General features: G+C 54.5%; 25 protein-coding genes. 17 read left to right on the top strand and 8 right to left on the bottom strand.

Annotation, left to right across the window (positions count from 1 at the left end; all coding sequences use genetic code 11):
• Nucleotides 1-515: 515 nt before the first annotated feature.
• The 3 genes from AC6I8L_RS13055 to yeiP all read right to left on the bottom strand — a co-directional run bounded on the left by AC6I8L_RS13055 (nt 516) and on the right by yeiP (nt 2,911).
• Nucleotides 516-1,223 (bottom strand): phosphatase PAP2 family protein, encoded by a 708-nt coding sequence (locus tag AC6I8L_RS13055; RefSeq protein WP_058962254.1) that lies wholly within the window; start codon nt 1,221-1,223, stop codon nt 516-518.
• Nucleotides 1,224-1,268: 45 nt separating this feature from the next.
• The gene (locus tag AC6I8L_RS13050) at nt 1,269-2,243 is read right to left on the bottom strand and encodes a CobW family GTP-binding protein (protein ID WP_058962255.1); all 975 of its coding nucleotides are present in this window, start codon (nt 2,241-2,243) and stop codon (nt 1,269-1,271) included.
• A gap of 95 nt (nt 2,244-2,338) precedes the next feature.
• Nucleotides 2,339-2,911 (bottom strand): elongation factor P-like protein YeiP, encoded by a 573-nt coding sequence (gene yeiP / locus AC6I8L_RS13045; RefSeq protein ID WP_058962256.1) that lies wholly within the window; start codon nt 2,909-2,911, stop codon nt 2,339-2,341.
• A 149-nt stretch (nt 2,912-3,060) separates the two neighbouring features.
• Here yeiP and AC6I8L_RS13040 point away from each other — a divergent pair, with 149 nt between their 5' ends.
• The 4 genes from AC6I8L_RS13040 (at nt 3,061) to fruA (ending at nt 7,368) form a co-directional block, all read left to right on the top strand.
• A complete protein-coding gene (locus AC6I8L_RS13040) occupies nt 3,061-3,315 on the top strand; it encodes a YkgJ family cysteine cluster protein (RefSeq protein WP_058962257.1) in 255 nt (84 codons plus the stop codon).
• 276 nt (nt 3,316-3,591) lie between these two features.
• Complete coding sequence (fruB, locus tag AC6I8L_RS13035) at nt 3,592-4,722, top strand: fused PTS fructose transporter subunit IIA/HPr protein (protein ID WP_058962259.1); 1,131 nt, start codon at nt 3,592-3,594, stop codon at nt 4,720-4,722.
• Nucleotides 4,719-5,657, top strand: coding sequence for a 1-phosphofructokinase (gene fruK, locus AC6I8L_RS13030; RefSeq protein ID WP_038645831.1), 939 nt, complete (start codon nt 4,719-4,721; stop codon nt 5,655-5,657). The genes fruB and fruK overlap by 4 nt, the downstream gene beginning before the upstream one ends.
• 16 nt (nt 5,658-5,673) lie before the next feature.
• Entirely contained in the window at nt 5,674-7,368 is a 1,695-nt protein-coding gene (gene fruA / locus AC6I8L_RS13025) for a PTS fructose transporter subunit IIBC (RefSeq protein WP_058962260.1), read from the top strand.
• A gap of 51 nt (nt 7,369-7,419) precedes the next feature.
• Here the strand turns inward: fruA and nfo are convergent, their stop codons facing one another.
• Nucleotides 7,420-8,265: a deoxyribonuclease IV gene (gene nfo, locus AC6I8L_RS13020; protein WP_058962261.1), complete on the bottom strand. Its 846-nt coding sequence runs from the start codon at nt 8,263-8,265 to the stop codon at nt 7,420-7,422.
• 205 nt (nt 8,266-8,470) lie between these two features.
• On the opposite strand from nfo, the gene AC6I8L_RS13015 reads away from it, so the two are divergent.
• The 6 genes from AC6I8L_RS13015 to AC6I8L_RS12990 all read left to right on the top strand — a co-directional run bounded on the left by AC6I8L_RS13015 (nt 8,471) and on the right by AC6I8L_RS12990 (nt 13,831).
• Complete coding sequence (locus AC6I8L_RS13015; protein ID WP_153012349.1) at nt 8,471-8,812, top strand: hypothetical protein; 342 nt, start codon at nt 8,471-8,473, stop codon at nt 8,810-8,812.
• Between the two features lie 120 nt (nt 8,813-8,932).
• Nucleotides 8,933-9,310: a YkvA family protein gene (locus AC6I8L_RS13010; protein ID WP_058962263.1), complete on the top strand. Its 378-nt coding sequence runs from the start codon at nt 8,933-8,935 to the stop codon at nt 9,308-9,310.
• A gap of 9 nt (nt 9,311-9,319) precedes the next feature.
• Nucleotides 9,320-10,186, top strand: a complete 867-nt coding sequence (gene yieE, locus AC6I8L_RS13005; RefSeq protein ID WP_058962264.1) for a DNA-binding transcriptional regulator YeiE — start codon at nt 9,320-9,322, stop codon at nt 10,184-10,186.
• A gap of 137 nt (nt 10,187-10,323) precedes the next feature.
• Nucleotides 10,324-11,790 (top strand): amino acid permease, encoded by a 1,467-nt coding sequence (locus tag AC6I8L_RS13000; protein ID WP_058962265.1) that lies wholly within the window; start codon nt 10,324-10,326, stop codon nt 11,788-11,790.
• A gap of 173 nt (nt 11,791-11,963) precedes the next feature.
• Nucleotides 11,964-13,043: a FecCD family ABC transporter permease gene (locus AC6I8L_RS12995; protein ID WP_034824944.1), complete on the top strand. Its 1,080-nt coding sequence runs from the start codon at nt 11,964-11,966 to the stop codon at nt 13,041-13,043.
• Nucleotides 13,043-13,831: an ABC transporter ATP-binding protein gene (locus AC6I8L_RS12990; RefSeq protein WP_034824935.1), complete on the top strand. Its 789-nt coding sequence runs from the start codon at nt 13,043-13,045 to the stop codon at nt 13,829-13,831. The genes AC6I8L_RS12995 and AC6I8L_RS12990 overlap by 1 nt, the downstream gene beginning before the upstream one ends.
• A 142-nt stretch (nt 13,832-13,973) precedes the next feature.
• On the opposite strand, the gene fghA is transcribed toward AC6I8L_RS12990, so the two are convergent.
• The 3 genes from fghA to ptrR are packed head-to-tail and all read right to left on the bottom strand — an operon-like array spanning nt 13,974 to nt 16,911.
• Nucleotides 13,974-14,816, bottom strand: coding sequence for an S-formylglutathione hydrolase (fghA, locus tag AC6I8L_RS12985; protein WP_058962266.1), 843 nt, complete (start codon nt 14,814-14,816; stop codon nt 13,974-13,976).
• 12 nt (nt 14,817-14,828) lie between these two features.
• Nucleotides 14,829-15,953 carry an S-(hydroxymethyl)glutathione dehydrogenase/class III alcohol dehydrogenase gene (locus AC6I8L_RS12980; RefSeq protein WP_034824931.1) on the bottom strand — a complete coding sequence of 375 codons (1,125 nt, stop codon included), beginning with the start codon at nt 15,951-15,953 and terminating at the stop codon, nt 14,829-14,831.
• A 46-nt stretch (nt 15,954-15,999) separates the two neighbouring features.
• Complete coding sequence (ptrR, locus tag AC6I8L_RS12975; RefSeq protein ID WP_038645851.1) at nt 16,000-16,911, bottom strand: putrescine utilization regulator PtrR; 912 nt, start codon at nt 16,909-16,911, stop codon at nt 16,000-16,002.
• 104 nt (nt 16,912-17,015) lie between these two features.
• Between ptrR and AC6I8L_RS12970 the strand changes: the two genes are divergently transcribed.
• The 7 genes from AC6I8L_RS12970 (at nt 17,016) to mglC (ending at nt 25,251) form a co-directional block, all read left to right on the top strand.
• On the top strand, nt 17,016-18,146 hold the full coding sequence (locus AC6I8L_RS12970; protein WP_058962267.1) for a YbfB/YjiJ family MFS transporter: 1,131 nt from the start codon (nt 17,016-17,018) through the stop codon (nt 18,144-18,146).
• 125 nt (nt 18,147-18,271) lie between these two features.
• Entirely contained in the window at nt 18,272-18,937 is a 666-nt protein-coding gene (gene folE, locus AC6I8L_RS12965) for a GTP cyclohydrolase I FolE (RefSeq protein WP_058962268.1), read from the top strand.
• A gap of 51 nt (nt 18,938-18,988) precedes the next feature.
• On the top strand, nt 18,989-20,149 hold the full coding sequence (gene yeiB / locus AC6I8L_RS12960; RefSeq protein WP_058962269.1) for a DUF418 domain-containing protein YeiB: 1,161 nt from the start codon (nt 18,989-18,991) through the stop codon (nt 20,147-20,149).
• A 141-nt stretch (nt 20,150-20,290) separates the two neighbouring features.
• Entirely contained in the window at nt 20,291-21,331 is a 1,041-nt protein-coding gene (galS, locus tag AC6I8L_RS12955) for an HTH-type transcriptional regulator GalS (RefSeq protein WP_058962270.1), read from the top strand.
• Between the two features lie 304 nt (nt 21,332-21,635).
• Entirely contained in the window at nt 21,636-22,631 is a 996-nt protein-coding gene (mglB, locus tag AC6I8L_RS12950) for a galactose/glucose ABC transporter substrate-binding protein MglB (protein WP_034824919.1), read from the top strand.
• Between the two features lie 70 nt (nt 22,632-22,701).
• Nucleotides 22,702-24,222 (top strand): galactose/methyl galactoside ABC transporter ATP-binding protein MglA, encoded by a 1,521-nt coding sequence (gene mglA / locus AC6I8L_RS12945; protein ID WP_034824907.1) that lies wholly within the window; start codon nt 22,702-22,704, stop codon nt 24,220-24,222.
• Nucleotides 24,223-24,240: 18 nt separating this feature from the next.
• A complete protein-coding gene (gene mglC, locus AC6I8L_RS12940; RefSeq protein WP_034824905.1) occupies nt 24,241-25,251 on the top strand; it encodes a galactose/methyl galactoside ABC transporter permease MglC in 1,011 nt (336 codons plus the stop codon).
• Nucleotides 25,252-26,187: 936 nt separating this feature from the next.
• Here mglC and sanA read toward each other — a convergent pair.
• Complete coding sequence (gene sanA / locus AC6I8L_RS12935; RefSeq protein ID WP_058961435.1) at nt 26,188-26,907, bottom strand: outer membrane permeability protein SanA; 720 nt, start codon at nt 26,905-26,907, stop codon at nt 26,188-26,190.
• Between the last annotated feature and the right edge of the window lie 27 nt (nt 26,908-26,934).

Below are 26,934 nucleotides of genomic sequence, written 5' to 3'. Positions count from 1 at the left end.
ATACGTGTGTTCCTTTGAAGTCCTTACGACACAATGTCGCCAGCCAGATGACAAAACGGGTTTGAGATTAATAAGAGCTAAGGCTTAAGACAATTCCTTAATTACTAAAATGTGTTAATGAACACATTTTTGTTGCATAAGGCACCGAATTTTATGCTGCACTCTAAGTAATCGCGTTTGAGGTTAACCGATTACAGACCGCGTGGCGAGTGCTTTTATATAAATTTTTATAGCTTTTATTGATGTGAAATCAATCCGTAACACAATGGTTACTTTATCAACGATTGGTAGCGATTTAATAGCCAATAAGGCGGGTTTTCAGGGGCTAATTCCGGCGCTAAGGCTGATTTTGAGAGGCTTCTGGCTGGACAAACCAGGAAAAAGGCGATTGTTACGCGTTTTGCATCATAATGTTTTCTTTTAATAGAAAAACATTAGCCTGCTAATAATGTATTTCAGCATTCGATAAGCGCGGATGATCGACTTCTCGGCTTATTTTCATCCGCGCTTAACAATTATGTGCGCGGCTTATATTTCCCTGGCAGAGCACGATTGAGCCAATTCACCAGTTTGTCACTGAGCGGGGTTAATAAGCACCAGCTCAATCCCACCAGAATCACCGACATCGATCCCACAGCAATATCGGTAAACCAGTGAGAACCCGCCATCACGCGCGGCAGGGCAAAGACCACCACAATCACTAAACCCACCAGGAAAGCGCGGAAGCCAAAATAGCGCCACATAAAGCAGGCAAAAATAATCAGCATCATGCCGTGATCGCCTGGGAAGCTATTACTGGAGGCATCTTTCGCTGGAATCCCTGTCAATTCACTCACGCGATGCACGTTGTCAAAGAACAGCGTTGGGCTGGCGTGTTGCACGGGGATCAAATGACCCAATTGATTCAGCACCACGGCGGTGAGCAGCATGGTAATGCCAATGGCCAGCATACGACGGCGGCCTTGCGGCGTTTCACGACGCCAGAACCAGAGGTACAGCAGACCCATCGCCAGCAGCGATACCGCATCAAAACCACGGAAATTGGTGATCGCCACCAGTAAAGCGAAGCCGTGGTGATCCACCATCCGATCGTTGAAGCTATAGAAGATGGCTTTGTCGATACCAAACCAGAAGCCATGGTCCGGCGGCAGGTACCACGAAAAGAACAGCATGATCCCCAGTGCATTCAGCAGCAGGATGGTGATTAAACGAGACGCGCGCATAAAAAATAGACTCAAAAAGAAAAATAATGGGGCAACCTAACGCAGCTAATTTAAACGAATCCTCAACAAGGTTGTTTGCAAAACGTTCCAGTCAACGGGTTGGTGGTGGATTAACTCAATGCGGCTGTCCGGTGGCGTGGTGGTGCGTGTTTCCATAAAGAAGTCGTCACCCTGACGATTGATATTCACCAGACCGTCTGGCGTGCGCAGTACGCCTTTAACGCGATCCACCGGTGCAAGCCGCGCCCACTCTAGCGCCGGAATGGTATCGAACACCGTATCGCCATCAAAAATCCAGCCACAGGATGCGTAGCCCTGGCCTTCGTTCAATGCACGGCGCCAGCGTGCGGACCCCTCAAGTTTCAGTGCCGCCAACCCTTTTGGCCGTGAAGTATGATGATGGTGGGCCGCTTCAGGAACCGCACGATCCGCCAATGCGGGCTGGCACAGTAACGCGGGATCAACGTTACCCCACGCGGATTCGACCAGTTGGCGATCGCCCAGATTATGCTGCTGCCATTGCTGCAAACGCTGACGATCTTCCTCGCTCCAGCGATCGCTTTTATTGGCGACGATAATATCGGCTGCGGTGAGTTGATCGCGGAAGTTTTCATTCTCGACAACACGCGCATCGGCTAACTGACGGGGATCGAGCAGCGTGATGGTGGCATCAACCTGAATCCAGGGTTGATACACGGCGGCACGCAGCATATCCAGCAGTTGTCTAGGGTGGCCAAGGCCGGTGGGTTCGATAATCAGACGATCAGGCTTATTTTGCTTTAACAGCATATTGAGCCCGACTTGCAGCGGCAGGCCGTTCACACAACACATGCAACCGCCAGGAATTTCCTTCAGCGTGGCACCCCGATCGGCGAGCAGTGCGCCGTCGATGCCTACTTCGCCAAACTCGTTGACCAGAATCGCCCAATTCTCATTGGTCGGTTTGTGGGCTAACAGATGCAGCAGGGTGGTGGTTTTGCCGCTGCCGAGAAATCCGGTGATTACATTAACGCGCGTCATTACAGGCTCCATTTTCAGGCGCGCGGACAACATACCCGGCGCGCACGACGTTGTTATACTATAACAACCTTCAGCGGCCGGATAAAATCGTGCGGTTAGTCCGCGCGACTCATATAGCGGCGTTCAGCCACGTGAATACGGATGCGATCGCCATTGCTCAGGTATTCCGGCACCTGGATCGACAAGCCGGTGCTCATGCCTGCCGGTTTGGTGCGTGCACTGGCGGAAGCGCCTTTAATGCCCGGTGAAGTATCGACAATCTCCATATCCACCGTCTGTGGCAGTTCCAGCGCCAGTACCTGGCCATCCATGGTTAATACCTGAATGCCAGGAATGCCGCCTTCAGGGATGAACAGCAGTTCTTCTTCAATCTGATCTTTTTTGAAGCTGTACGGCGTGTAATCTTCATCATCCATAAACACGTACTCGTCACCGTCTATATAAGAGAAGGTCACGGCGCGACGGCTAAGCTGAATGGCATCGATAATATCGTCACCCTTGAAGCGCTCTTCCACTTTCAGGCCAGTACGCACATCGGTAAAACGCATCTTGTAGAGGGTGGCAGCACCGCGTGCGCTTGGGCTCTGGACATCAATGTCCTTTACCAGCAACAGTTTGCCGTTCCAGGTAACAGCCATTCCTTTTTTGATTTCATTTGCCTTTGGCATGGGGATAACTCGCTGTGAAAAGGTTAATGCGCGCCACGTTACTCGCGCCGTGAAAAACAGGCAAGGGAGGCAGTGTAAAATTGTTGCCCGCGCATGGCATTCCCGTCATCAGCCTGCTATTGTCGCGACGAAATCCTCAGGAGCGCATGATGTATTGTCGTGACCAGTGCGGTGCCTGTTGCACAGCCCCCTCAATCTCTTCCCCGATTCCCGGCATGCCCCAGGGCAAACCGGCCAATACCCGCTGCGTTCAGCTGGATGAAAATCAGCGCTGCAAAATTTTTGGTTCTCCGCTGCGTCCCGCAGTCTGTGCGGGTTTACAGCCCAGCGCAGAGATGTGCGGTAGCAGTCGCGAAGCCGCGATGACCTTCCTGTTACAACTCGAAGCAGATACCGCGCCTTAAATTGCTGACGCGGTGCTGAAGAATTTGCCTTATGTGACCTATGCGTTACAGCAATGACGTCAGTCGTACAGGCCTGAAAAATCTTAAATCCGATCTGAAGTGTGCGGAACATCAAAAATCTGCTACGCCGATCGCGCATTTTCTTGCCTGCTTTCTCATGCTGTACCATATTCCCTGAAACGTTTCAGCGTTGTCTTCTCGGTAAGCCCCGAGAAGTGCAGCGTAATTTTTCGCCATTAAGCTGAAACGATTCAATTTCAGCAAGCGAGGAGAAATATGTTCCAGCTCGACGTTCAGGCCATCCATACCGGTGCCAGTGCACAAAATAAAGAAGAGGCTATCCGTCAGGTTGCCGCTGCGTTAACCGCAGCCGGTAATGTGTCGGAAGGCTACGTTAACGGCATGCTGGCGCGTGAACAGCAGACCACCACTTTCCTGGGTAATGGTATTGCCATTCCGCATGGCACCACCGATACGCGCGATATGGTGCTGAAGACCGGCGTACAGGTTTATCAGTTCCCGCAAGGCGTGGAGTGGGGTGACGGGCAAACGGCTTATGTCGCCATCGGTATCGCGGCAAAATCAGATGAACATCTTGCGCTGCTGCGCCAGCTGACTCACGTATTGAGCGATGACAGTATCGCAGAGCAGTTGAAAACCGCTTCAGCCGATGATCTCCGTGCCATCCTGATGGGTGAAAAGCAGGCGGCTGAGTTCAAATTCGATACCTCGCTGATTGCGGTTGACGTTGCAGCCAACGATCTCATCACCTTGCAGGCGCTGAACGCTGGACGTTTACAGGCAGCAGGAGCTGTTGAAGCGGCGTTTGTGGCGGATGCGGTTTCGCGTACGCCGCTGAGCCTCGGACAGGGCATCTGGCTGAGTGACAGCGCCAATGGCAACCTTGGTAGCGCCATTGCAGTCAGCCGTACCGCCACGCCATTCGTGCATCAGGGCGAAAATGTGGCGCTGCTGTTGACCGTGGCCGCCACTGACGATCGTCCGCTGGAAGTGCTGGGTTATCTGAGCAATCTGCTGCTGAGCAACAAAGCTGAACGTCTGCTGAAAGCCGACGCGGCAGGCATTCTCGCGCTGCTGACCAGTGAAGTGGACGAAAGCGCGGATCAACTGGTGGCTGAATTTACTATCCGCAACGAGCACGGACTGCACGCACGTCCGGGCACTGCGCTGGTTACGGTCATTAAACAGTTCAACAGTGACATTACCGTCACCAACCTTGACGGCAGCGGCAAACCGGCCAACGGACGCAGCCTGATGAAAGTCGTCGCGCTGGGCGTGAAAAAAGGCCATCGCCTGCGCTTTACCGCCAGCGGTGAAGATGCACAGCAGGCGCTGAATGCCATCGAAGAGGCCATTAATTCTGGCCTGGGCGAGGGGGTCGCATGAGCCGCCGCGTTGCCACAATCACATTGAATCCCGCTTACGATCTGGTGGGCTATACGCCAGAAATCGAACGTGGCGAAGTTAACCTGGTGAAAACCACCGGTCTGCACGCGGCGGGTAAAGGCATCAACGTTGCCAAAGTGCTGAAAGACCTGGGTATCGACGTCACCGTCGGTGGATTCCTCGGCAAAGAGAACCAGGATGGCTTCCAGCAGCTGTTCAGCGAGCTGGGTATCGCCAACCGTTTTCAGGTGGTGCAGGGCCGTACCCGCATCAACGTCAAGCTGACGGAAAAAGACGGTGAAGTCACCGATCTGAATTTTTCCGGCTTTAACGTCACCGCGCAGGATTGGGATCGCTTCACTGCCGATTCCCTGACCTGGCTGGGACAGTTCGACATGGTATGCGTCAGCGGCAGCTTGCCCGCGGGCGTGGCGCCCGAAGCGTTCACCAAATGGATGAGCGATCTGCGCACCCTGTGTCCGTGCATTATTTTCGACAGCAGTCGTGAAGCGCTGGTGGCGGGGCTGAAAGCCGCGCCGTGGCTGGTGAAGCCGAACCGTCGTGAACTGGAAATCTGGGCCGACCGCAAACTGCCAACCTTGCAGGATGTGATCGAAGCCGCGCATGAACTGCGTGAGCAGGGCATTGCCCATGTGGTGATTTCCCTTGGTGCGGAAGGCGCACTGTGGGTCAACGCCTCTGGCGAATGGATCGCCAAACCACCAGCCTGTGAAGTGGTCAGCACCGTAGGCGCGGGAGATTCAATGGTCGGCGGCCTGATTTACGGGCTGCTGATGCGTGAATCCAGCGAGCATACCTTGCGTCTGGCTACTGCAGTGGCTGCGATGGCGGTGAGCCAGAGCAACGTTGGTGTGACCGATCGTACCCAGTTGGCCGCGATGATGGCGCGCGTCGACTTACAACCCGTTAACTAACAGCAGGAGAGCGATAATGAAAACGCTGCTGATAAAAGATTCTTCACTGGGACTGGCATCAGGACATCTGGCTTTAGAACGTCTGCGCGCAACCGCAGCACAGGCTGGCCTGACGCTGACTGACAACGCGGCCGATGCTGAACTGGTATTGGTTGCTGGCCATGCTGTGCCGAACGATGCACAACTGGCAGGCAAATCCGTGGCGCTGGTCGATGTGCAGCAGGCGCTGCGCGATCCGCTGGCGGCCATTAATCAGGCTAAAGCCAGTGCCAAAGTCTGGCAGGCTGCCGCGGCGGTTACTGCTCCAGCTGCCGCTCAGAGCACCGGTCAGAAACGCATTGTCGCGGTTACCGCTTGCCCAACCGGCGTAGCGCACACCTTTATGGCGGCTGAGGCGATTCAGGCAGAAGCGACCAAGCGTGGCTGGTGGGTGAAAGTGGAAACTCGCGGTTCCGTGGGTGCCGGCAATGCCATCACCCCTGAAGAGGTGGCGGCGGCCGATCTGGTGATCGTGGCGGCGGATATCGATGTGGACCTGGCGAAGTTTGCTGGCAAGCCGATGTATCGCACCTCAACCAGCCTCGCGCTGAAGAAAACCGCGCAGGAACTGGATAAAGCGCAGGTTGAAGCCAAAACCTATCAACCGAGCGGCAACGCGTCTGCCAGCACGCAAAGCGACAGCAAAGAGAAAGCCGGTGCTTATCGTCACCTGCTGACCGGCGTGTCCTACATGCTGCCGATGGTTGTAGCGGGTGGTTTGAGCATCGCGCTCTCCTTTGCCTTTGGTATCACCGCATTTAAAGAGCAGGGTACCTTAGCGGCTGCGCTGATGCAGATCGGTGGCGGCAGTGCCTTCGCGCTGATGGTACCGGTACTGGCCGGCTTTATTGCTTTCTCGATTGCCGACCGTCCGGGTCTGACTCCGGGTCTGATTGGCGGTATGATCGCCACTAGCATTAACGCCGGTTTCCTTGGCGGTATCATCGCCGGTTTCATTGCCGGTTACGCCGCTAAGATGCTGAGCAGCAAAGTTAAACTGCCGCAAAGTATGGAAGCGTTAAAACCGATCCTGATCATTCCGCTGGTAGCGAGTTTGATTACCGGCCTGCTGATGATTTACGTGGTGGGTAAACCTGTTGCGGGCATCATGAGCGGTCTGACGCACTGGCTGGCGAACATGGGCACCGCCAATGCGGTACTGCTGGGCGCGATCCTTGGTGGCATGATGTGTACCGACATGGGTGGTCCGGTGAACAAAGTGGCGTACGCCTTCGGTGTTGGCCTGCTGAGTTCGCAAACCTATGCGCCGATGGCCGCGATCATGGCCGCCGGTATGGTGCCACCGTTAGCGATGGGCCTGGCAACAATTGTTGCACGTCGTAAGTTCAACAAAGGTCAGCAGGAAGGGGGCAAAGCGGCACTGGTGCTCGGCTTGTGCTTCATCTCTGAAGGTGCAATTCCGTTTGCGGCGCGTGATCCTATGCGTGTGCTGCCTTGCTGCATCGTCGGCGGTGCAATCACTGGCGCGGTATCCATGTTGGTTGGCGCGAAACTGATGGCACCTCACGGTGGTCTGTTTGTACTGCTGATTCCAGGTGCAATCACCCCGGTGCTGGGTTACCTGATGTCGATTGTGATTGGTACCGCAGTGGCTGGCCTCGGTTACGCGATTCTGAAACGTCCGGAAGAAGAGCTGGCGAAAGCCGCGTAATTTTCACGGGATAAGAAAAAGGGAGCTGCGGCTCCCTTTTTGCTGTCTGTTTTAAGCCTGTTGTTCCGACTTCAGCCACGCAATCTCATCTTTCCAGATATCCGGATTGATGGTTTCCAGAATCATCGGGATGCCATCAAAGCGCTTATCCTTCATCAGCCAGCTAAACACCGTCTTGCCAATGTTGCCTTCACCTAAGCTGTGATGGCGATCCACGCGGCTGCCGAGCGTGCTTTTGGCGTCATTCAGGTGCATGCCGCGCAGGAACTGGAAACCGACAATGCGTTCAAATTCCGCAAAAGTCTCCACGCAGGCTTCTTCTGTCCGCAGATCGTAGCCGCCAGCAAACGCATGGCAGGTATCAATACATACACCGACGCGTGATTTATCTTCGACGTGCTCGATAATGGTGGCGAGGTGTTCGAAACGGAAACCAAGATTGCTGCCCTGACCGGCGGTATTCTCAATCACCGCCACCACGTTGTGCGTTTTATCCAGCGCGATATTGATTGATTCGGCGATGCGCTTCAGGCACGCCTCTTCTTCAATCTGCTTCAAATGGCTGCCAGGGTGGAAATTCAGCAACGTCAGCCCCAATTGCTCGGCGCGCTGCATCTCATCCAGAAACGCCTCTCGGGATTTCTCCAGCGCATCCATCACCGGATGGCCAAGATTAATCAGGTAGCTGTCATGCGGCAAAATCTGCGCGGAAGTGAAGTTGTATTTCTCACAGGCGGTTTTGAAGGCATCAATCACTTCACCTGAAAGCGGGGCGGCTTTCCACTGGCGCTGATTTTTGGTGAACAGCGCAAAGGCTGTGGCTTCGAGTTCGTGGGCACGGATAACTGCCTGGTCTACGCCGCCTGATGCACTGACGTGTGCGCCGATATATTTCATGCCGCTCTCCTGGTTGGCGATTGCTGCTGCAAAGGGCACATCATAGCGGATGCGCTACCGCCATGAAATGTTGCATCGCTCGTGGGGAGAAAAACGGCACGGGTAAACACTTATCCAAAAGATGAACACACCTACCAAAGTTAGCAGGTGCGCTTTTTTTCTGGTTAACTATAGTTTAACAAATTAGAAACTTTTAACTATAACCATGAAAACAGCTTATAGCAGTACTTTGGATACCGCTTTACAGCATGAAAAATTCAACGTAATCCATAAATTAACTTTAGGTAAAACCAATGCAGTGACCCTTTTTTATAATGGTCATGGCGCTGTCGGCTTCACGCTCGCCGTGCCCGATAGCGACAACTCGCTGGTCCATTTTTATCGTTATGGGGTCAATAACAGCGATCCGAAAAAGTTGTACCGCTCTGAATGCCTCTATTCCCGCCGGGAAAACTTTGGCTATCAGGACTGGTTGATTCGCACCATTACCGATGAGTTCACGGCCTGTGACACAGAACTGGAAGAACTGATCGGTATGAAAGCCTGACACACACTCCGCCGCCAATCTCCTGGCGGCTGCTTGCCTGCGTATATACCTGACTGGTTTAAAAGTTAAATTGGTAATATATTGTCCATTGACCAGTATAACTAATAAGGAAGAGTCGGGATGTTGAAGCGCTTGCGCCGCTGGGCACGCTTAATTAAACGCGATGTGCTCACGCTGTGGTTTGCCTGCCGCGATCCGCGTACCCCCTGGTGGTTTAAGCTGCTGGCATTTGGCATTGTCGCCTATGCACTCAGCCCCGTCGATCTCATTCCTGATTTCATTCCCATTATCGGCTTACTCGACGACGCCATCATCGTCCCGCTGGGTGTGATCATCCTGCTGCGTTTGCTCCCGCGTGAAATTCGCATCAGCAGCGCAGAACGGGCTGATGTCCAGCGGGCACGCGGCAAAAAGATTGTCAGCTGGGCAGGATTCTTCCTGACGGTGATCGTCTGGTTAGCGGTGGTGGCTTATCTTGTGAAGCGTTACGCAATGTGAGGAGGGCGCATGCATATCACGCTGCGTCAGATTGAAGTCTTTACCGAAGTGTTGAAAAGCGGTTCAACCACCCAGGCCTCGCAGGTACTGGCACTGTCGCAGTCTGCGGTCAGTGCGGCGCTGGCCGATTTGGAAAACCAGCTCGGAGTGCAACTGTTTGATCGTGTCGGCAAACGACTGGCCCTGAACGAGCATGGTCGTTTGCTCTATCCACGCGCGGTCGGATTGCTGGAACAGGCCAGCGAGATCGAACAGCTGTTTAAAGAGGATAATGGCGCCATTCGTCTGTTTGCCAGTAGCACCATCGGCAACTATCTGCTGCCGGGGATGATCGCCGCCTATCGTCGTGACTTCCCCACGCTGCCGCTCGAACTGAGCGTCGGCAACAGCCAGGATGCGATTAATGCAGTGGCGGATTTCCGTGTGGATATCGGCCTGATTGAAGGGCCGTGCCACGAGCCGGATATCGTTAGCGAAGCATGGCTGGAAGATGAACTGGTGGTGTTTGCCGCGCCTGATGCTGAGATCCTGCAACAGCCGATCACGCTGGCATCACTGGCGGCCGCCCCCTGGATCCTGCGTGAGCGCGGTTCGGGCACGCGTGAAATTGTTGATTACCTGCTGTTGTCTCACCTGCCGCAGTTTCAACTCGGCATGGAGCTGGGCAATTCTGAGGCAATCAAACATGCGGTGCGTCACGGCATGGGCATCAGCTGTTTATCGCGCCGGGTGATCAGCGATCTGCTGGAGGCGGGCACGCTGGTGGAAGTGGCTGTGCCGTTACCACGTCTGACGCGCACGCTGTATCGCATTCATCATCGGCAGAAGCATTTGTCGAAAGCGCTAAGTCGATTTCTCTCCTATTGCCGCGAGTAATCGCGGCTGTCATAACGTAAACGGCTAATAATTTCGCGCCGATTATGAAGGTAACTAATAACCCGACGTGAATGCTATACAGCCTGGGGTTAGCTGCTACAATCGCGCCTTATTTTTATCCAGCATAGCGTTTACACATGCATAATGACTCAAAAACAACACAACAACCTGGGCTGCGCCGTGAACTAAAAGCGCGCCATCTCACCATGATCGCCATCGGCGGTTCCATTGGCACCGGCCTGTTTGTCGCCTCGGGTGCCACCATTTCTCAGGCAGGTCCCGGTGGCGCATTACTCTCTTACGCGCTGATTGGCCTGATGGTTTACTTCCTGATGACCAGCCTCGGCGAACTGGCGGCGTTTATGCCGGTTTCTGGCTCCTTCGCCACCTACGGCTCTAAATACGTTGAAGAAGGCTTCGGCTTCGCGCTGGGCTGGAACTACTGGTACAACTGGGCGGTCACCATCGCCGTTGATCTCGTCGCCTCGCAACTGGTGATGAACTACTGGTTCCCGGATACGCCGGGCTGGATCTGGAGCGCGCTGTTCCTTGGTCTGATGTTCCTGCTCAACTACATTTCCGTCAAAGGCTTCGGCGAAGCGGAATACTGGTTCTCGCTGATCAAAGTCGCCACCGTCATCATCTTTATCGTGGTGGGTGTGCTAATGATCACCGGTATTATGCGCGGTGCAGAAAATGCCGGCTGGCATAACTGGACCGTGGGCGACGCACCTTTTGCCGGTGGTTTTGCCGCGATGATTGGCGTGGCGATGATTGTCGGCTTCTCGTTCCAGGGCACCGAATTGATCGGTATCGCTGCGGGTGAATCACAGGATCCGGCGAAAAATATTCCACGCGCCGTGCGTCAGGTGTTCTGGCGTATCCTGCTGTTCTATATCTTTGCGATTCTGATTATTAGCCTGATTCTGCCGTACACCGATCCGAAACTGCTGCATAACGATGTCACCGATATCGCCATCAGCCCGTTCACGCTGGTGTTCCAGAATGCCGGATTACTGTCGGCAGCGGCAGTGATGAACGCGGTGATCCTGACGGCGGTGCTGTCAGCGGGTAACTCAGGCATGTACGCTTCAACGCGCATGCTGTTCAACCTGGCGCAGGAAGGCAAAGCCCCACGTATTTTTGCCAAACTGTCTAAAGGCGGTGTGCCGCGTAATGCCCTGATTGCCACCACCGTGGTAGCGGGTTTGTGCTTCCTGAGCTCGAAGTTCGGCAACCAGGAAGTCTATCTGTGGTTGCTGAATACCTCAGGCATGACCGGCTTTATCGCCTGGCTGGGTATTGCGATTAGCCACTATCGCTTCCGTCGCGGCTACGTGGCGCAAGGGCATGATTTAGCGGCTCTGCCATACCGTTCCGGCTTCTTCCCGCTCGGTCCGATTTTCGCCTTCGTGCTGTGCCTGATTATTACACTGGGTCAGAACTACCAGGCGTTTCTGGCGGACCGCATTGACTGGTATGGCGTGGCGGCGACCTACATCGGCATTCCGCTGTTCCTGCTGATTTGGCTCGGTTACAAGCTGGCACGTGGCTCGCGCTTTGTGAAGTACAGCGAAATGGAATTCCCGACGTTTAAAGAGTAATGCGTTAAACGTGGATGACATAACGCCGCTGCCTTTGGCTAGCGGCGTTTTTTTTGACAAAGATGAACCGTGTTACAACGTTTTGGGTTTTGTCATACAGATATAATTGATAATTATTATCACCTGCACTATTGTGGCTGCCGTTATGATTTCGATAAGAAACAGGTAGAACAATGCAGACCACGGATTCCGCGCTGCTGGCGGAAAATAACCGCGAAGCCGATACCATGACGCGTTATCGTCAGGTGTTACGTCAGCGCCTGATGCTGATTGGCGTACTGGTGCTGGCAATACTGGCGTCAGTAATTCTTGATTTCACGCTTGGCCCGGCTGGGCTCTCCCTCGACACCCTGTGGCAAACGCTCACCCATCCTGATGCGGTGGATGCGGGCACGCGCGTGATCGTCTGGGATATCCGCTTACCTTATGCGTTGATGGCTGTCGTCGTCGGCTTTTCGCTGGGTCTGGCGGGAGCTGAGATGCAAACTATCCTCAATAACCCGTTGGCGAGTCCATTTACGCTCGGCGTCTCTTCAGCGGCCGCCTTCGGCGCGGCGCTGGCCATTATTCTCGGCATCGGTATTCCCGGTGTGCCAGACCAGTGGTTTATCTCGGCGAACGCCTTTGTGTTTGCGCTGTTTGCCGCACTGATGCTGGATGGCGTGACGCGCTGGACCAAAGTGTCAACGTCGGGCGTGGTGCTGTTTGGCATCGCGCTGGTGTTTACCTTCAACGCGCTGGTCTCGATGATGCAGTTTATCGCCAGTGAAGATACCTTGCAGGGCCTGGTGTTCTGGACCATGGGCAGCCTGGCGCGCGCTTCGTGGGAAAAACTCGGCGTGCTCACGGCGGCTTTCGCCATCCTGATCCCGTTCTCGATGCTCAGCAGCTGGAAACTGACCGCGCTGCGCCTGGGTGAAGATCGTGCCGTGAGTTTCGGCATTGATGTGCGCCGCTTGCGTCTGGCGACGCTACTGCGCATCAGTATTCTCTCCGCGCTGGCGGTGGCTTTTGTCGGGCCGATTGGCTTTATTGGTCTGGTGGCACCGCACATCGCTCGTATGATGTTTGGTGAAGATCATCGCTACTATCTGCCGGCCAGTGCGTTGGTCGGTGCACTGGTGCTATCACTGGCCTCGGTAGCGTCGAAGAACCTTATTCCAGGCGTGATCATTCCGGTGGGTATCGTCACTTCACTGGTTGGCGTGCCATTCTTCCTGAGTATTATTCTGCGTCATCGGGGGACGGTGTAATGGAACAGGGATTAGGTCTCAGCCATTTCTACGCCGGTTATCCGAAGCGTAAAGTCATTGAAGATCTCAACGTGCCGATGCTGCCACGCGGCAAAATCACAGTACTACTTGGACCTAACGGCTGCGGTAAGTCTACCTTGCTGCGCGCGCTGGCGGGCCTGAGCAAAGGGCAGGGCGAACTGTGGTTGAATGGCGAAGAGCTGATGTCACAGCCGTTTGCCCGTCGTGCCCAGCGCGTGGTGTATCTGCCGCAAAGTTTGCCGGCGGGCGTGCATCTGCATGTGCTGGAGTCAATCATCGTGGCGCAGCGAGCGTCCGGTGGCTTACACAGCGCATCAAGTGAAGCCGAGATTATGCATCTGCTGGAACAGCTGGGCATTGCCCACTTAGCGATGCGTTATCTGGACCAGTTATCAGGTGGGCAGAAACAGCTGGTGGGTCTGGCGCAATCGCTGATTCGCCGTCCGGAACTGCTGCTGCTGGATGAACCGCTGAGTGCGCTCGATCTTAATTACCAGTTCCATGTGATGGATTTAGTACGTCGCGAAACCCGTCTGCGCAATATTGTGACTGTGGTCGTGGTGCATGATATCAACATTGCACTGCGTCATGCCGATCACGCGTTGATGCTGAAAGAGGGCACCTTGCTGGCTGACGGCGAGCCGTCGCAGGTGATCACGCCGGACACATTGGCGCAGGTGTATGGCGTACGCGGGCGTATTGAACACTGCTCGCAGGGCATGCCGCAGGTGATGATCGATGGGCTGGTGGCGGAATCGCTGGCTTAAACCTCGCAAAAGACGCTTAAGCTCAACATCAAGAGAGGCTGAGGATGAATGTTGATGCGGCTTTTAGCCAATCAAAGTCAGCCATAGCCAAAAAAGGGCGCACATGGTGCGCCCTTACTGTCTCCACATCAACTGACGTGAACTACACCAACAGATGCTTCGCGTGGAACCGCAGATGGTCCTCGACAAAGCTGGCAATAAAGAAGTAGCTGTGGTCATAGCCCGGCTGCACGCGCAGCTCCAGCGGAAAACCTTGCTCACGCGCTACCGCTTCGAGGCGATCCGGACGCAGCTGATCGGCGAGGAACTGATCGCTATCACCCTGATCGATCAGAATCGGTAAGCGCTGTTCCACTTCACGCATCAGCAGGCAACTGTCCCACTCGCGCCAGGTCTGGCGATCTTCACCCAGATAGGCGGTGAAGGCTTTTTGTCCCCACGGCACTTCGGTTGGATTGACGATTGGAGCGAACGCGGATGCCGAAGCAAAACGTCCACCCTGACGCAACGCCAATACCAGCGCGCCATGTCCACCCATTGAATGGCCCATTACCGACTGACGATCGCTCACTTTGAAGTTGTCCGCCACCAGGGCCGGCAACTCCTCGCTGAGATAATCGAACATACGATAGTGCGCCGCCCAGGGCTGCTGCGTGGCGTTGAGGTAAAAACCTGCGCCCTGACCAAGATCGTAGCCGCTGTCGTTGGCCACTTCGTCACCGCGCGGGCTGGTATCCGGCATAATCAGCACCAGACCCAACTCAGCGGCAACACGCTGCGCACCGGCTTTGGTGGTGAAGTTCTCGTCGGTACAGGTCAGTCCGGCGAGAAACCATACCACCGGCGGCGGCGTGTCATCCTGCGGTGGCGGCAGGAAAATGCTGAAGGTCATCGGGCAGTTCAGCACCGCCGACTGATGCCGCCAGCGCTGCTGCCAGCCGCCGAAGATACGATGTTCTTCCAGCAGTTCCAGAGTGGATGCCATAACGCCTCCTTTTTACTTGTTAAAATGCACGACCGAACGAATAGATTTCCCTTCGTGCATCAGATCAAAGGCTTCGTTAATCTCTTCCAGCGGCATGGTGTGCGTGATGAAATCGTTCAGCGCGAACTTACCGTCCAGATAATCCTGCACGATGCCCGGCAGTTGGGTACGGCCTTTCACGCCACCAAACGCCGAACCGCGCCATACGCGACCGGTCACTAACTGGAACGGACGCGTGGAAATTTCTTCACCGGCACCGGCTACGCCGATAATCACTGACTCGCCCCAGCCCTTGTGGCAGCATTCCAGCGCGGAACGCATCACGTTCACGTTACCGATGCACTCAAAGGAGAAGTCCACGCCGCCGTCGGTCAGCTCAACGATCACATCCTGAATCGGCTTATCGTAATCTTTCGGGTTGATCAGATCGGTAGCCCCCAGTTTGCGCGCCAGATCGAATTTGCTGGTGTTCAGGTCGATACCGATGATGCGACCGGCTTTCGCCATTTTCGCACCGATGATCGCCGACAAACCAATACCGCCGAGGCCGAAGATCGCCACGGTATCGCCTTCTTTGACTTTGGCGGTATTCATCACGGCGCCCATGCCGGTGGTCACGCCGCAGCCCAGCAGGCACACTTCTTCCAGAGGCGCTTCTTTGCTGATCACCGCCAGTGAGATTTCCGGTACCACGGTGTACTCAGAGAAGGTTGAAGTCCCCATGTAGTGGAAAATTGGCTTGCCGTCTTTAAAGAAACGGGTGGTGCCATCTGGCATCAAACCTTTACCCTGGGTGGAGCGGATCGCCTGGCACAGGTTAGTTTTGCCTGACAGACAGAACTTACATTTGCCGCACTCTGGAGTGTAAAGCGGGATCACGTGATCGCCGACCGCCACGCTGGTGACGCCTTCGCCTACCGCTTCCACCACGCCGCCGCCTTCGTGACCGAGGATCGCCGGGAACACGCCTTCCGGATCTTTACCGGACAGGGTATAAGCATCGGTGTGGCACACGCCGGTGGCGACGATGCGCACTAACACTTCACCTTTTTGTGGTGGCATCAGATCCACTTCTTCGATTTTCAGCGGTTCGCCCGCTGCCCAGGCAACGGCAGCGCGGGTTTTAATCATGTTCATGCAATCCCTCTTCTTCAGATGTCGTGATTTACTTAAAATTAAAAACTCACTCAGCGGTTTGCAGCGGATGCAGCAACTCATCGTTGAGTGGGCGGTCATCAAACATTTCAATAATCAAATACTTCAGCGCTTCCACGTTGGGCGTGAAGGCATCGCGGCGCCACATCAGCCAGGTGGCGGTATCGCGATAAGCGGGTGGCAATGCATGCTCCTGCACGCGCGCGCGGCCGGGCATCTGCGTCAGGACAGACGCCGGAATCATAGCCACGCCCGCACCGCCTGCCACACACGCCACCATCGCGTGGTAAGACTGAATCTCCATCACGCTTTTCGGTGAGGTCTGGCTTTCGCGATACCAGGACTCCAGTTTGGTGCGATACGAACAGCTGTTACCAAAGGCAAACAGCGTGTCATGCTGCGTGTCGCGGGCGCTGGTAATCGGGTCGTGATCAAGACTGGTGATCAGCACCATCTCCTCGCGAAAGGCGATGCAGCCGTTGAGGTCGTCATGAGTGGCTGGGCCATCCACCAGCGCGGCCGCCAGCGTACCGGCGCGCACTTTATCGATGATATCGCCCGAGGTGCCGGTGACCAGCGATAGCGCCACATTGGGAAATCGTTGATGATAAGCCGCCAGCAGACCAGGCAGACGGGTCGCGGCGGTGCTCTCCATCGAACCAAAAGCAAAGTTCCCGCCCGGTTCTCCGGCACGTGCCATATTCAGCGCCTCATCGCTCAGGCTAAGGATACGCTGAGCATAATTCAGGAAATTGTGGCCCATTGGCGACAATCGAATACGCTGCTTCTCACGGATAAACAGGTCGACGCCAATCTCTTCTTCCAGCTGGCGCAGACGAGTGGTGAGATTAGAAGGCACGCGATGCAATAGCTCCGCGGCGCGCGCCAGCGAACCGGTTTCAGCCACAGAACAGAACATGCGGAGTTGTACTAAATCCATATTCTCTTTCCGTAAACAACTTGGTTAATATTATTCACTTTTCGTGAGTGTAATCGTCATGCATGCTAATAACAAGTGCTAAAAGAATCTGAACGGGAGTGGGAATGGCGTTTCGTGTCGCGCTGAGCGCGTTTTTAAGTTTAGTGGTTGCGATGGGGATTGGGCGATTTGCTTTCACCCCGCAGGTACCATTGATGATTCAGGACCATCAGTTGACTCTGACCAGCGCCAGTCTGGTGGCGGCGCTCAACTATCTCGGTTATCTGTGTGGCTCCTTTGATGCCATGCGCGCGCATAAGCGTGTCGAATGGCGGCTGCAGGTTGGCGTGTGGGGCGCGGTGATCCTGACGCTGCTCTCTGCCTGCGTCAGCGGGCCGTGGCTGCACGGTTTGATCCGCTTTGTGATTGGCGGTGCCAGCGGTTGGGCCATGGTGCTGATCGCTGCGTGGAGCAATGAGCAACTGCTGCATCATGGACGGCCAGGCTTGTCGGCGGCGGTGTTTGCCGGGCCCGGCACCGGGATTTTCATCAGCGGAATGCTGGCGGTGGCGCTGCATGCCAGCGGTGCCAGCGCTGCACTGGGCTGGGCGGCTTATGGTTTGCTGGCGCTGCTGTTCATCGCCGCCATTGCGCGTTTTTTACCGCGCACGGGACAGTTACATCGTCCCGATCAGGCGCCTGCGCCGCTGGTGCTCAACGGTAACCTGAAACGCCTTGTACTGAGCTACAGTCTCGCCGGTTTTGGTTACATTCTGCCCGCAACCTTCTTATCGCAGATGACCGCCGCGCGTTTCCCGGACAGTGCGCTGGCGCAGTTTGTCTGGCCGGTGTTTGGCGGTGCGGCGGTGATCGGCATTGTGCTTGGCATTTTGACGCGGCGCTGGGGCAGCAGTCATCTGCGGCTAGCAGTGGTGCTCTGGGCGCAGGCTTTGGGCGTGATCTCGGCAATTGTCCTGCCAGGGCTGGATGGGCTGTTGATTAGCGCGCTGTTAGTCGGCGGCGGATTCTTATGCGTGGTGCAGCTGACACTGCAATACGGTCGCGAGCTGGCGCCGCATCACGCGCGCTATCTGGCCGGTCTGCTGACCACCGGCTACGCAGTCGGTCAGTTGGGCGGGCCGCTGCTGTCATGGATCTCCAGTTTGCTGTGGCACCGCCTCGATCCTGCCTTGTGGGTAGCGGGTGGCGCACTGATTCTGGCGGGCTTACTGGTGTTACGCCGTTCGGCACCATGAAAAGCTTTCATCTCCGATTGGATTGATTGCTGGATTACGCGCGCGTTGTGTTTCACAATACGCGCTCAGAATTTCCCCCGCAGGCGACGATCTGCGGGCGCATCACCTGCCGGAGAAAGAGTACGATGAGCACCTTAAGTCAGGAAGCCGCCCTGGTTCACGAAACGCTGCTGGCGCGTGGCCTGGAAACGCCGTTACGCGCCCCGGTGCGCGAGATGGATGACGAAACCCGCAAGCGTGAAATCGCCGGTCATATGACCCAAATCATGCAGCTGCTGAATCTGGATCTGGAAGATGACAGTCTGATGGAGACGCCACATCGCATCGCCAAGATGTACGTGGACGAGATCTTCTCAGGCCTCGATTACGCCAACTTCCCGAAAATCACCGTCATCGAAAACAAGATGAAGGTGGATGAGATGGTCACCGTGCGTGATATCACCCTGACCAGCACCTGTGAGCACCACTTCGTGATTATCGACGGTAAAGCCACCGTCGCTTATATCCCGAAAGAGAAAGTGATTGGTCTGTCGAAGATCAACCGCATCGTGCAGTTCTTTGCCCAGCGTCCACAGGTGCAAGAGCGCTTAACCCAGCAAGTGCTGGTGGCGCTGCAAACTTTGCTTGGCACCAACAACGTGGCGGTGTCGATTGATGCGGTGCACTACTGCGTGAAAGCGCGTGGCGTGAAAGATGCCACCAGCGCCACCACCACCACATCACTGGGTGGCCTGTTCAAGTCCAGCCAGAATACGCGCCAGGAGTTCTTACGCGCGGTGCGCCACAGCTAATCCTTTGGGCGGCTTATTGCCGCCCGTTTTCTCTTTCCGTCAGGTCACTCGATGCAACGCTATCTTGCGCTGGATTTCATTCGTGGTTGCGCCATTCTCGGCATTCTGCTGCTCAATATCGTGGGTTTTGGCTTGCCATCGGCTGCCTATCTCAATCCGGCGTGGCAGGGCACTATCTCGCTTTCTGATGCCTGGACCTGGGCGATCATGGATGGCCTCGCGCAACTGAAATTCCTCACGCTGTTTGCGCTGTTGTTTGGCGGTGGCCTTTATCTGCAGATCCCGCGTGGCAGTCGCTGGATGTCGGCGCGCCTGACGTTGCTGGTGCTGCTGGGTTTTATTCACAGCATCTTCTTCTGGGAAGGGGATATCCTGCTGGATTACGGTCTGACCGGGCTGATTATCTGGCGGATGCTGCGTGAAGTGCCTTCGGACAAAGCTCTGTTGCAAACTGGCGTGTTGCTTTACCTGATCGGTTGCGGCGTACTGCTGGTGTTTTGGGGCATTTCCAGCCCGGAACCGGGTCGTTCGTGGCTGCCGGGTGCTGCCGATATTGAGTATGAAAGCTACTGGAAACTGGTCGGCGGCTGGGAAGCGATTCAGAACCGCCTCGACCATCTTTCATCCGGCTTGATGGCGTTGGCCGCGCAGTACGGCTGGCAGCTGGCGGGACTGATGCTGATTGGCGCGGCGTTGATGCGCAGCGGCTGGCTGAAAGGCGAGTTCAGCGTGCAGCACTATCGTCGCTCGGCCGCGCTGCTGCTGACGATCGGCTGGCTGATAGCCATTCCAGGCATAGTGGCGCAATGGTTACTGGACTGGGAGTTCCGCTGGAGCGGCTTCTTACTGCAGGTGCCGCGCGATCTCGCCAGCCCGTTTATCAGCCTCGGCTATGCGGCGCTCTGTTTTGGCTTCTGGCCGCAAATCGGTGCCACGCGCTTCAGTTATGCGCTGCAATGCGTTGGCCGCATGGCACTCAGCAACTACCTGTTACAGACGCTGATCTGCACCACGCTGTTTTATCGCTTCAATCTGTTCCTCAAGTTTGATCGCCTGCATCTGCTGGCACTGGTCCCGGCTATCTGGTTGGTCAATATCCTGTTTTCAGTACTCTGGCTGCGCTTTTTCCCGCAGGGCCCGATGGAGTGGATTTGGCGCAAACTGACACGTCTCGCCGCCGGCAAAACGGAACCTTCCTCCCGCATCAGATAATGATGTTCATCACAAAGGTTGCAGATTTGTATGTAACCGTTTTCATCCGTGTGACGTGATTCACGCAGCTGAATAAAATGCCCTGACAAAATAGCGCCGTTACGCGCTTGTCGCGCATTTTCTCCTCTGTGGAACAGCTGCATGATAACGATTCGAGATGTCGCCCGTCAGGCCGGTGTATCAGTAGCCACCGTGTCGCGTGTGCTCAATAACAGCAGTGCAGTCACCTCTGATACCCGTGAAGCCGTACTCCAGGCGGTGGAGGCGTTAGGTTATCGCCCCAATGCCAATGCGCAGGCACTGGCCACCCAGGTCAGTGACACCATCGGCGTGGTGGTGATGGACGTATCCGATCCCTTCTTTGGTGCGCTGGTCAAAGCGGTGGATACCGTGGCGCAGCGCGTGCACAAACACGTGTTAATCAGCAATTCCTGGCATCAGGAAGAGAAAGAGCGCCATGCCATTGAGGTGCTGATCCGTCAACGATGTAACGCTTTAGTGGTCCACGCGAAAACGCTTTCAGACGCTGAACTAACTCAGTTTATGGATCAGGTTCCAGGTATGGTGTTGATAAACCGGACTATTCCCGGGTATGAACATCGTTGCGTCTGCCTGGATAATGTAACGGGATCTCTGATGGCAACGCGCATGTTGTTACAACAGGGACATCAACGCATTGGTTATCTCAGCTCCAGCCACCCGATTGAAGATGTGACGCAACGGCGTGAAGGCTGGCTGCAAGCCTTGTCAGAGCAGGGGATTCGCTCGCAGGAGTCCTGGATTGCCCATGGCGAACCGGACATGCAGGGCGGGGAAGCAGCAATGGTGGAGTTACTGGGCCGTAACCTGCATTTAACCGCCATCTTCTCTTACTGTGACGGTATGGCCGCCGGTGCGCTGACCGCATTGAAAGATAATGGCATTCAGGTGCCACAGCACTTCTCCGTCATCGGCTTTGATGATATTCCCATTTCGCGTTACACCGATCCGCAACTCACTACCGTGCGCTATCCTATTGTTTCTATGGCTAAATTAGCCACAGAGTTGGCCTTAAAAGGCGCAGCGGGCGAACTCGATCCCGACGCCACACACTGCTTTATGCCGACTCTGGTGCGCCGCCATTCCGTTGCTCAGCGGCAAATTGTGGAGTCGGTCACTAATTCGGGCGATAGCGCTGTGTAACCGTTTCCAATCTGTGATTACATTCACAGTTAATTAACAAGGCGCTCACTATGATGGCAGCGTCTTACCGGACTGAAACATCATGTAACGCCGGGTTCTCCTTCTCCGGTCAGGTTTCAGTAGCCGATTGAAATAGTTCACAACACTTTTCAGGAAGCGTTTACGTACAGGGAAGTCAGGATAGCGATGGTGGCCCGGCTTTGCGTTACGCGTCCGCCCCATAAATGAGTTTGAACCGACTGCGCTGGTTGCCCGCAGGCAGCACAGCGCGATGATATGCCCTACATAAAAAACCGGAGATACCATGAATAAGAAGGTTTTCACGCTCACAGCACTGGTTGCCAGCATGATGTTTGGTGCAACTGCGCACGCCGCCGATACCCGCATTGGCGTGACAATTTATAAATACGACGACAACTTTATGTCTATGGTTCGCAAGGACATCGACAGCGAAGCCAAAAAATTGGGCGGCATCCAACTGCTGATGAATGACTCGCAGAACAGCCAGTCCACCCAGAACGACCAGATTGACGTACTGATGGCCAAAGGCGTGAAAGCGCTGGCGATCAACCTGGTTGACCCTGCTGCTGCGGCAGTGGTGATCGACAAAGCGAAAGCGAATGATGTGCCAGTGGTGTTCTTCAACAAAGAGCCGAATGCCAAAGTACTGGCCAGCTACCCGAAAGCCTACTACGTGGGTACCGACTCTAAAGAGTCAGGCATCATCCAGGCCAAACTGATTGAGAAGCACTGGAAAGCCACCCCAGCCTGGGATCTGAACAAAGATGGTCAGATTCAGTTTGCTTTGCTGAAAGGTGAGCCGGGCCACCCGGATGCTGAAGCACGTACCAAATACGTGATCGAAACCCTGAACACCGATGGTTTCAAAACTCAGCAGCTGGCGATGGATACCGCGATGTGGGACACCGCACAGGCAAAAGACAAAGTTGACGCCTGGCTGTCTGGCCCGAACGGCAACAAAATTGAAGTGATCATCGCCAACAACGATGCGATGGCAATGGGCGCAGTAGAAGCCCTGAAAGCGCACAACAAAACCAGCATTCCGGTGTTTGGTGTGGATGCGCTGCCAGAAGCGCTGGCACTGGTGAAATCCGGTGCGATGGCCGGTACCGTGCTGAACGATGCGGAAAACCAGGCGAAAGCCACCATTGATATCGCGAAGAACCTGGCCGATGGCAAAGAGCCAACCGCCGGTACTAACTTCAAGATGGAAAACAAAATCGTACGTGTTCCTTACGTACCAGTAGATAAAGAAAACCTGTCTCAGTTTGTGAAGTAATACGTACCGGGCGCGGCAGCACGCCGCGCCTTATTGCATCTGACCCACGTTTTATTTAGCCAGGTAAATTATGGCCAGTGAGAATCCGACCGCACAGCGTGAATATCTGCTGGAGATGACGAATGTCTCGAAATCATTTCCAGGGGTGAAAGCCTTAGATAATGTGAATTTGAAAGTGCGGCCGCACTCCGTCCATGCCTTAATGGGCGAAAACGGCGCCGGAAAATCCACATTATTAAAATGCCTGTTTGGTATTTATAAAAAGGATACGGGGAGCATCCTGTTTCAGGGTGAAGAAATTGATTATAAAAGTTCCAAAGAAGCGCTGGAGAATGGCGTTTCAATGGTGCATCAGGAATTAAACCTGGTTTTACAACGCAACGTGATGGATAACATGTGGCTTGGCCGCTATCCACGTAAAGGCGTGTTTGTTGATCAGGATAAAATGTATCGCGATACCAAAGCGATCTTTGACGAATTAGATATTGATATCGATCCACGCGATAAAGTGGCTAATCTGTCTGTTTCGCAAATGCAGATGATTGAAATTGCCAAGGCATTTTCCTATGACGCGAAAATCGTCATCATGGATGAGCCAACATCGTCGCTGACCGAAAAAGAAGTGAATCACTTGTTCACTATTATCCGTAAGCTGAAAGACCGTGGCTGCGGTATTGTGTATATCTCACACAAGATGGAAGAGATTTTCCAACTGTGTGATGAGATTACGATTTTGCGTGATGGACAGTGGATTGCCACCCAGCCGCTGGAAGGGCTGGATATGGACAAGATCATCGCCATGATGGTCGGTCGTTCACTGAACCAGCGTTTCCCGGATAAGACCAACGTGCCGGGCGAAACTATTCTTGAGGTGCGCCATTTAACCTCGCTGCGTCAGCCGTCGATTCGCGATATTTCCTTCGACCTGCGCAAAGGTGAGATTTTAGGCATCGCCGGATTGGTGGGCGCTAAACGTACTGACATCGTTGAGACGCTGTTTGGTATTCGCGAGAAGTCAGGCGGCACCATTAAGCTGCACGGTAAAGCGATTAATAACCACAGTGCCAATGAAGCGATTAACCACGGTTTTGCGCTGGTGACGGAAGAACGTCGTTCAACCGGGATTTATGCTTATCTGGATATTGGTTTTAACTCGCTTATTTCCAATATTAAAAAATACAAATCCAGCATGGGCTTACTTGATAATAAGCGCATGAAGAGTGATACCCAGTGGGTGATTGATTCAATGCGCGTGAAAACGCCAGGTCATCATACGCAAATTGGTTCGCTTTCCGGTGGTAACCAGCAGAAGGTTATTATTGGTCGCTGGTTATTAACCCAGCCGGAAATTCTGATGCTGGATGAACCGACGCGCGGTATTGACGTTGGTGCTAAGTTCGAAATTTATCAGTTAATTTCTGAGTTGGCGAAGAAAGAGAAGGGCATCATTATTATCTCTTCTGAAATGCCAGAATTGCTGGGGATTACCGATCGTATTTTAGTGATGAGTAATGGCCTGGTAGCGGGCATTGTCGAGACCAAAACGACCTCGCAGAATGAAATCCTGCGTTTAGCGTCATTACACCTTTAATGAAGCAAGGGCTTTAACATGAAAGCGACTACTAAAAAGAATGCGCTAACCTGGTTAAAAGAGGGCGGCATTTACGTTGTCCTGTTGGTACTGCTGGCAATTATTATTTTCCAGGACCCGACGTTTTTAAGTTTGATGAACCTGAGTAACATTCTGACCCAATCTTCAGTGCGTATTATTATTGCACTGGGCGTGGCCGGATTGATCGTGACGCAGGGTACTGACCTGTCAGCCGGGCGCCAGGTCGGTCTGGCCGCGGTGGTTGCGGCGACCTTGCTGCAATCCATGGATAACGCCAATAAGGTGTTCCCACACCTGGATACCGTACCGATTCCACTGGTTATCCTGACCGTGTGCATTATCGGTGGTGTGATTGGCCTGGTGAACGGCGTGATCATCGCTTATCTGAAAGTGACGCCATTTATCACCACGTTGGGCACCATGATTATCGTTTACGGCATTAACTCGCTGTATTACGACTTTGTTGGCGCATCACCGGTGGCCGGTTTTGACGCGGGCTTCTCGACCTTTGCTCAGGGCTTCTTCCGTTTCGGTGATTTCAAGCTGTCATTCATCACCTTCTACGCGTTTATTGCCATTATCTTCGTGTGGATTCTGTGGAATAAAACGCGCTTCGGTAAGAACATCTTTGCCATCGGCGGTAACCCGGAAGCCGCGCGTGTTTCAGGCGTTAACGTGCCGCTGAACCTGATTCTGGTGTATGCGCTGTCAGGCGTGTTCTACGCCTTCGGCGGGATGCTGGAAGCAGGCCGTATCGGCAGTGCCACCAACAACCTCGGCTTTATGTATGAGCTGGATGCGATTGCGGCCTGTGTGGTTGGCGGCGTGTCATTTGCGGGTGGTGTGGGTACAGTTGCGGGCGTGGTGACCGGTGTGATCATCTTCACCGTTATCAACTACGGTTTGACCTACATCGGCGTGAACCCTTACTGGCAGTACATTATCAAGGGCGGCATTATCATCTTCGCTGTAGCCCTGGATTCTCTGAAGTACGCACGTAAAAAATAAGACTGACACACAGCAACACATCACTGCAAAAGGCTGCCATTTTATGAATGGTGGCCTTTTTTATTTGTGCAAACTGCTAAGGGCTAAGGGCTAAGGGCTAAGGGCTAAGGGCTAAGGGCGGGTGCGGTGCGGGCCCCAGCCCCTCTGCTGCTGCCGGGCAGTCCTCGCGCCGCTGACGCGGTGCCTTCGGCTTCCACGTCGTGCCGACGGACCGTTCGGGGATCGACCATCCCTGGTCGGCCCCGAACTGATCCACGCATCCCTGCGTGGATCTCCTGGCCCAACGTAAAAGCCTCAGCGCTGTGGATAGCCCTTGCAGCAGCAGAGGGGCTATGGCCTCAAACGTTGTGCCCGATTTTTTACAAATATGCGGCTTTAGCGAATGGCCTTTGAGGCAGCATAGGTTTTTTGGACCCAAGGGTTGCGCCCGTCATCTGAACAAATATTGTACTTTTTGCAGATGGCTTTTGCGGTGGAAAAGAGCGGAAGCAACATCGTTGTGCCTGTCTTGATACCAAATGCACGGCATCCGAGAACAGCCTTACAGCTATTCGGCTATGGCCTGACGCTGTGTGCTCTTTTTTAACAGCACGCAATTAAGCTCAATAGCAGGCTGGTGTCGCTTTGGGGGCAGGCATTTCGCAGCGCTGAACAGAGTGAGGATGCCAGGATAGCCCGCAGGGATGCGGGCGGAAGGCGGGGCGGCACATGGATGTGCCATCCCCGCCGTTCCGTCAGGCAGACGAACGGCGTGAAGGCACCGCGTCAGCGGCGCGAGGACCGCCAGCCCCCAAAGCGACACCCGACAGCGTTATAACAGTAACCTTAAGCGACACCAGACAGCGTTATCACAGCACCCTGAAGCAGCACCGGATAGCGTCACGACTACAACCCAGGCGACACCAGATGGCATCAACGCAATATCTTCAGGCGGCGTTACTTCTGCAGCTTCTCTTCCAAATCCAGCAACTGCTCTGGCGTCACCGCCGGATAACTCTGTGCATCTTCTGGCACTTCATGCACCGCCGGAATCGGCACCAGAGGGCCGAGGAAACGAGGTTCACGTTTCATCAGATACAAATCGGCTAATGCGCCTAAACGAGCACCGACCTCGCGGAAACGCACCGACAGCATATTTTTCGGAGACGGCACCGCATAACACTGCGCCTGAATCCCCAAATGTTGGGCGATGTAGAGTGCGCGTTCACAGTGGAAGCGTTGAGTGATGATGATGAAATCATTGGTATCGAACACTTTGCGGGTGCGTACAATCGAGTCCAGCGTACGGAATCCGGCATAGTCGAGCACGATATCGGCAGGATCGACACCGGCTTTGATCAAATCGCGGCGCATGGTCATCGGTTCGTTATAACTTTGCAGCGCGTTGTCACCGCTCAACAGCAGATAATTCACCCTGCCGCTGTTATACGCGTTAAGCGCACCTTGAATGCGATAGAGGTAATACTGATTGATCACGCCGGTGCGGTAATACTTGGCGGTGCCTAAGACCACCCCGACCTGACGATGCGGCAGCGAGGTGACATCTTCATAAATAAACGGGGCAGTTTTCCAGCTGATCCAGCGATCCAGGCCGAGCGCGGTGGCCACCATCAATAAGATGATGAAAAACAGACCAAAGAAAACGCGTTTAATCATGCGCGTAAGCACTCGGTTGGCGGAAAA

The organism is Type-E symbiont of Plautia stali (assembly GCF_059731115.1).
Note: the sequence above shows the minus strand (reverse complement) of the source record. Positions and strands in the feature narration are given on the sequence as shown.

Bases quoted from the DNA above. Each gene is read 5' to 3' on its own strand.
- AC6I8L_RS12990 (WP_034824935.1), top strand. From the start codon at position 13,043: ATGGAACAGGGATTAGGTCTCAGCCATTTCTACGCCGGTTATCCGAAG.
- yeiP (WP_058962256.1), bottom strand. From the start codon at position 2,911: ATGCCAAAGGCAAATGAAATCAAAAAAGGAATGGCTGTTACCTGGAAC.
- fruB (WP_058962259.1), top strand. From the start codon at position 3,592: ATGTTCCAGCTCGACGTTCAGGCCATCCATACCGGTGCCAGTGCACAA.
- ptrR (WP_038645851.1), bottom strand. From the start codon at position 16,911: ATGGATTTAGTACAACTCCGCATGTTCTGTTCTGTGGCTGAAACCGGT.
- AC6I8L_RS12995 (WP_034824944.1), top strand. From the start codon at position 11,964: ATGCAGACCACGGATTCCGCGCTGCTGGCGGAAAATAACCGCGAAGCC.
- galS (WP_058962270.1), top strand. From the start codon at position 20,291: ATGATAACGATTCGAGATGTCGCCCGTCAGGCCGGTGTATCAGTAGCC.
- AC6I8L_RS13010 (WP_058962263.1), top strand. From the start codon at position 8,933: ATGTTGAAGCGCTTGCGCCGCTGGGCACGCTTAATTAAACGCGATGTG.
- AC6I8L_RS13040 (WP_058962257.1), top strand. From the start codon at position 3,061: ATGTATTGTCGTGACCAGTGCGGTGCCTGTTGCACAGCCCCCTCAATC.
- mglC (WP_034824905.1), top strand. From the start codon at position 24,241: ATGAAAGCGACTACTAAAAAGAATGCGCTAACCTGGTTAAAAGAGGGC.
- fruA (WP_058962260.1), top strand. From the start codon at position 5,674: ATGAAAACGCTGCTGATAAAAGATTCTTCACTGGGACTGGCATCAGGA.
- AC6I8L_RS13050 (WP_058962255.1), bottom strand. From the start codon at position 2,243: ATGACGCGCGTTAATGTAATCACCGGATTTCTCGGCAGCGGCAAAACC.
- mglB (WP_034824919.1), top strand. From the start codon at position 21,636: ATGAATAAGAAGGTTTTCACGCTCACAGCACTGGTTGCCAGCATGATG.
- folE (WP_058962268.1), top strand. From the start codon at position 18,272: ATGAGCACCTTAAGTCAGGAAGCCGCCCTGGTTCACGAAACGCTGCTG.
- mglA (WP_034824907.1), top strand. From the start codon at position 22,702: ATGGCCAGTGAGAATCCGACCGCACAGCGTGAATATCTGCTGGAGATG.
- yeiB (WP_058962269.1), top strand. From the start codon at position 18,989: ATGCAACGCTATCTTGCGCTGGATTTCATTCGTGGTTGCGCCATTCTC.
- yieE (WP_058962264.1), top strand. From the start codon at position 9,320: ATGCATATCACGCTGCGTCAGATTGAAGTCTTTACCGAAGTGTTGAAA.
- fruK (WP_038645831.1), top strand. From the start codon at position 4,719: ATGAGCCGCCGCGTTGCCACAATCACATTGAATCCCGCTTACGATCTG.
- sanA (WP_058961435.1), bottom strand. From the start codon at position 26,907: ATGATTAAACGCGTTTTCTTTGGTCTGTTTTTCATCATCTTATTGATG.
- AC6I8L_RS12980 (WP_034824931.1), bottom strand. From the start codon at position 15,953: ATGAACATGATTAAAACCCGCGCTGCCGTTGCCTGGGCAGCGGGCGAA.
- AC6I8L_RS13015 (WP_153012349.1), top strand. From the start codon at position 8,471: ATGAAAACAGCTTATAGCAGTACTTTGGATACCGCTTTACAGCATGAA.
- nfo (WP_058962261.1), bottom strand. From the start codon at position 8,265: ATGAAATATATCGGCGCACACGTCAGTGCATCAGGCGGCGTAGACCAG.
- AC6I8L_RS13055 (WP_058962254.1), bottom strand. From the start codon at position 1,223: ATGCGCGCGTCTCGTTTAATCACCATCCTGCTGCTGAATGCACTGGGG.
- AC6I8L_RS13000 (WP_058962265.1), top strand. From the start codon at position 10,324: ATGCATAATGACTCAAAAACAACACAACAACCTGGGCTGCGCCGTGAA.
- AC6I8L_RS12970 (WP_058962267.1), top strand. From the start codon at position 17,016: ATGGCGTTTCGTGTCGCGCTGAGCGCGTTTTTAAGTTTAGTGGTTGCG.
- fghA (WP_058962266.1), bottom strand. From the start codon at position 14,816: ATGGCATCCACTCTGGAACTGCTGGAAGAACATCGTATCTTCGGCGGC.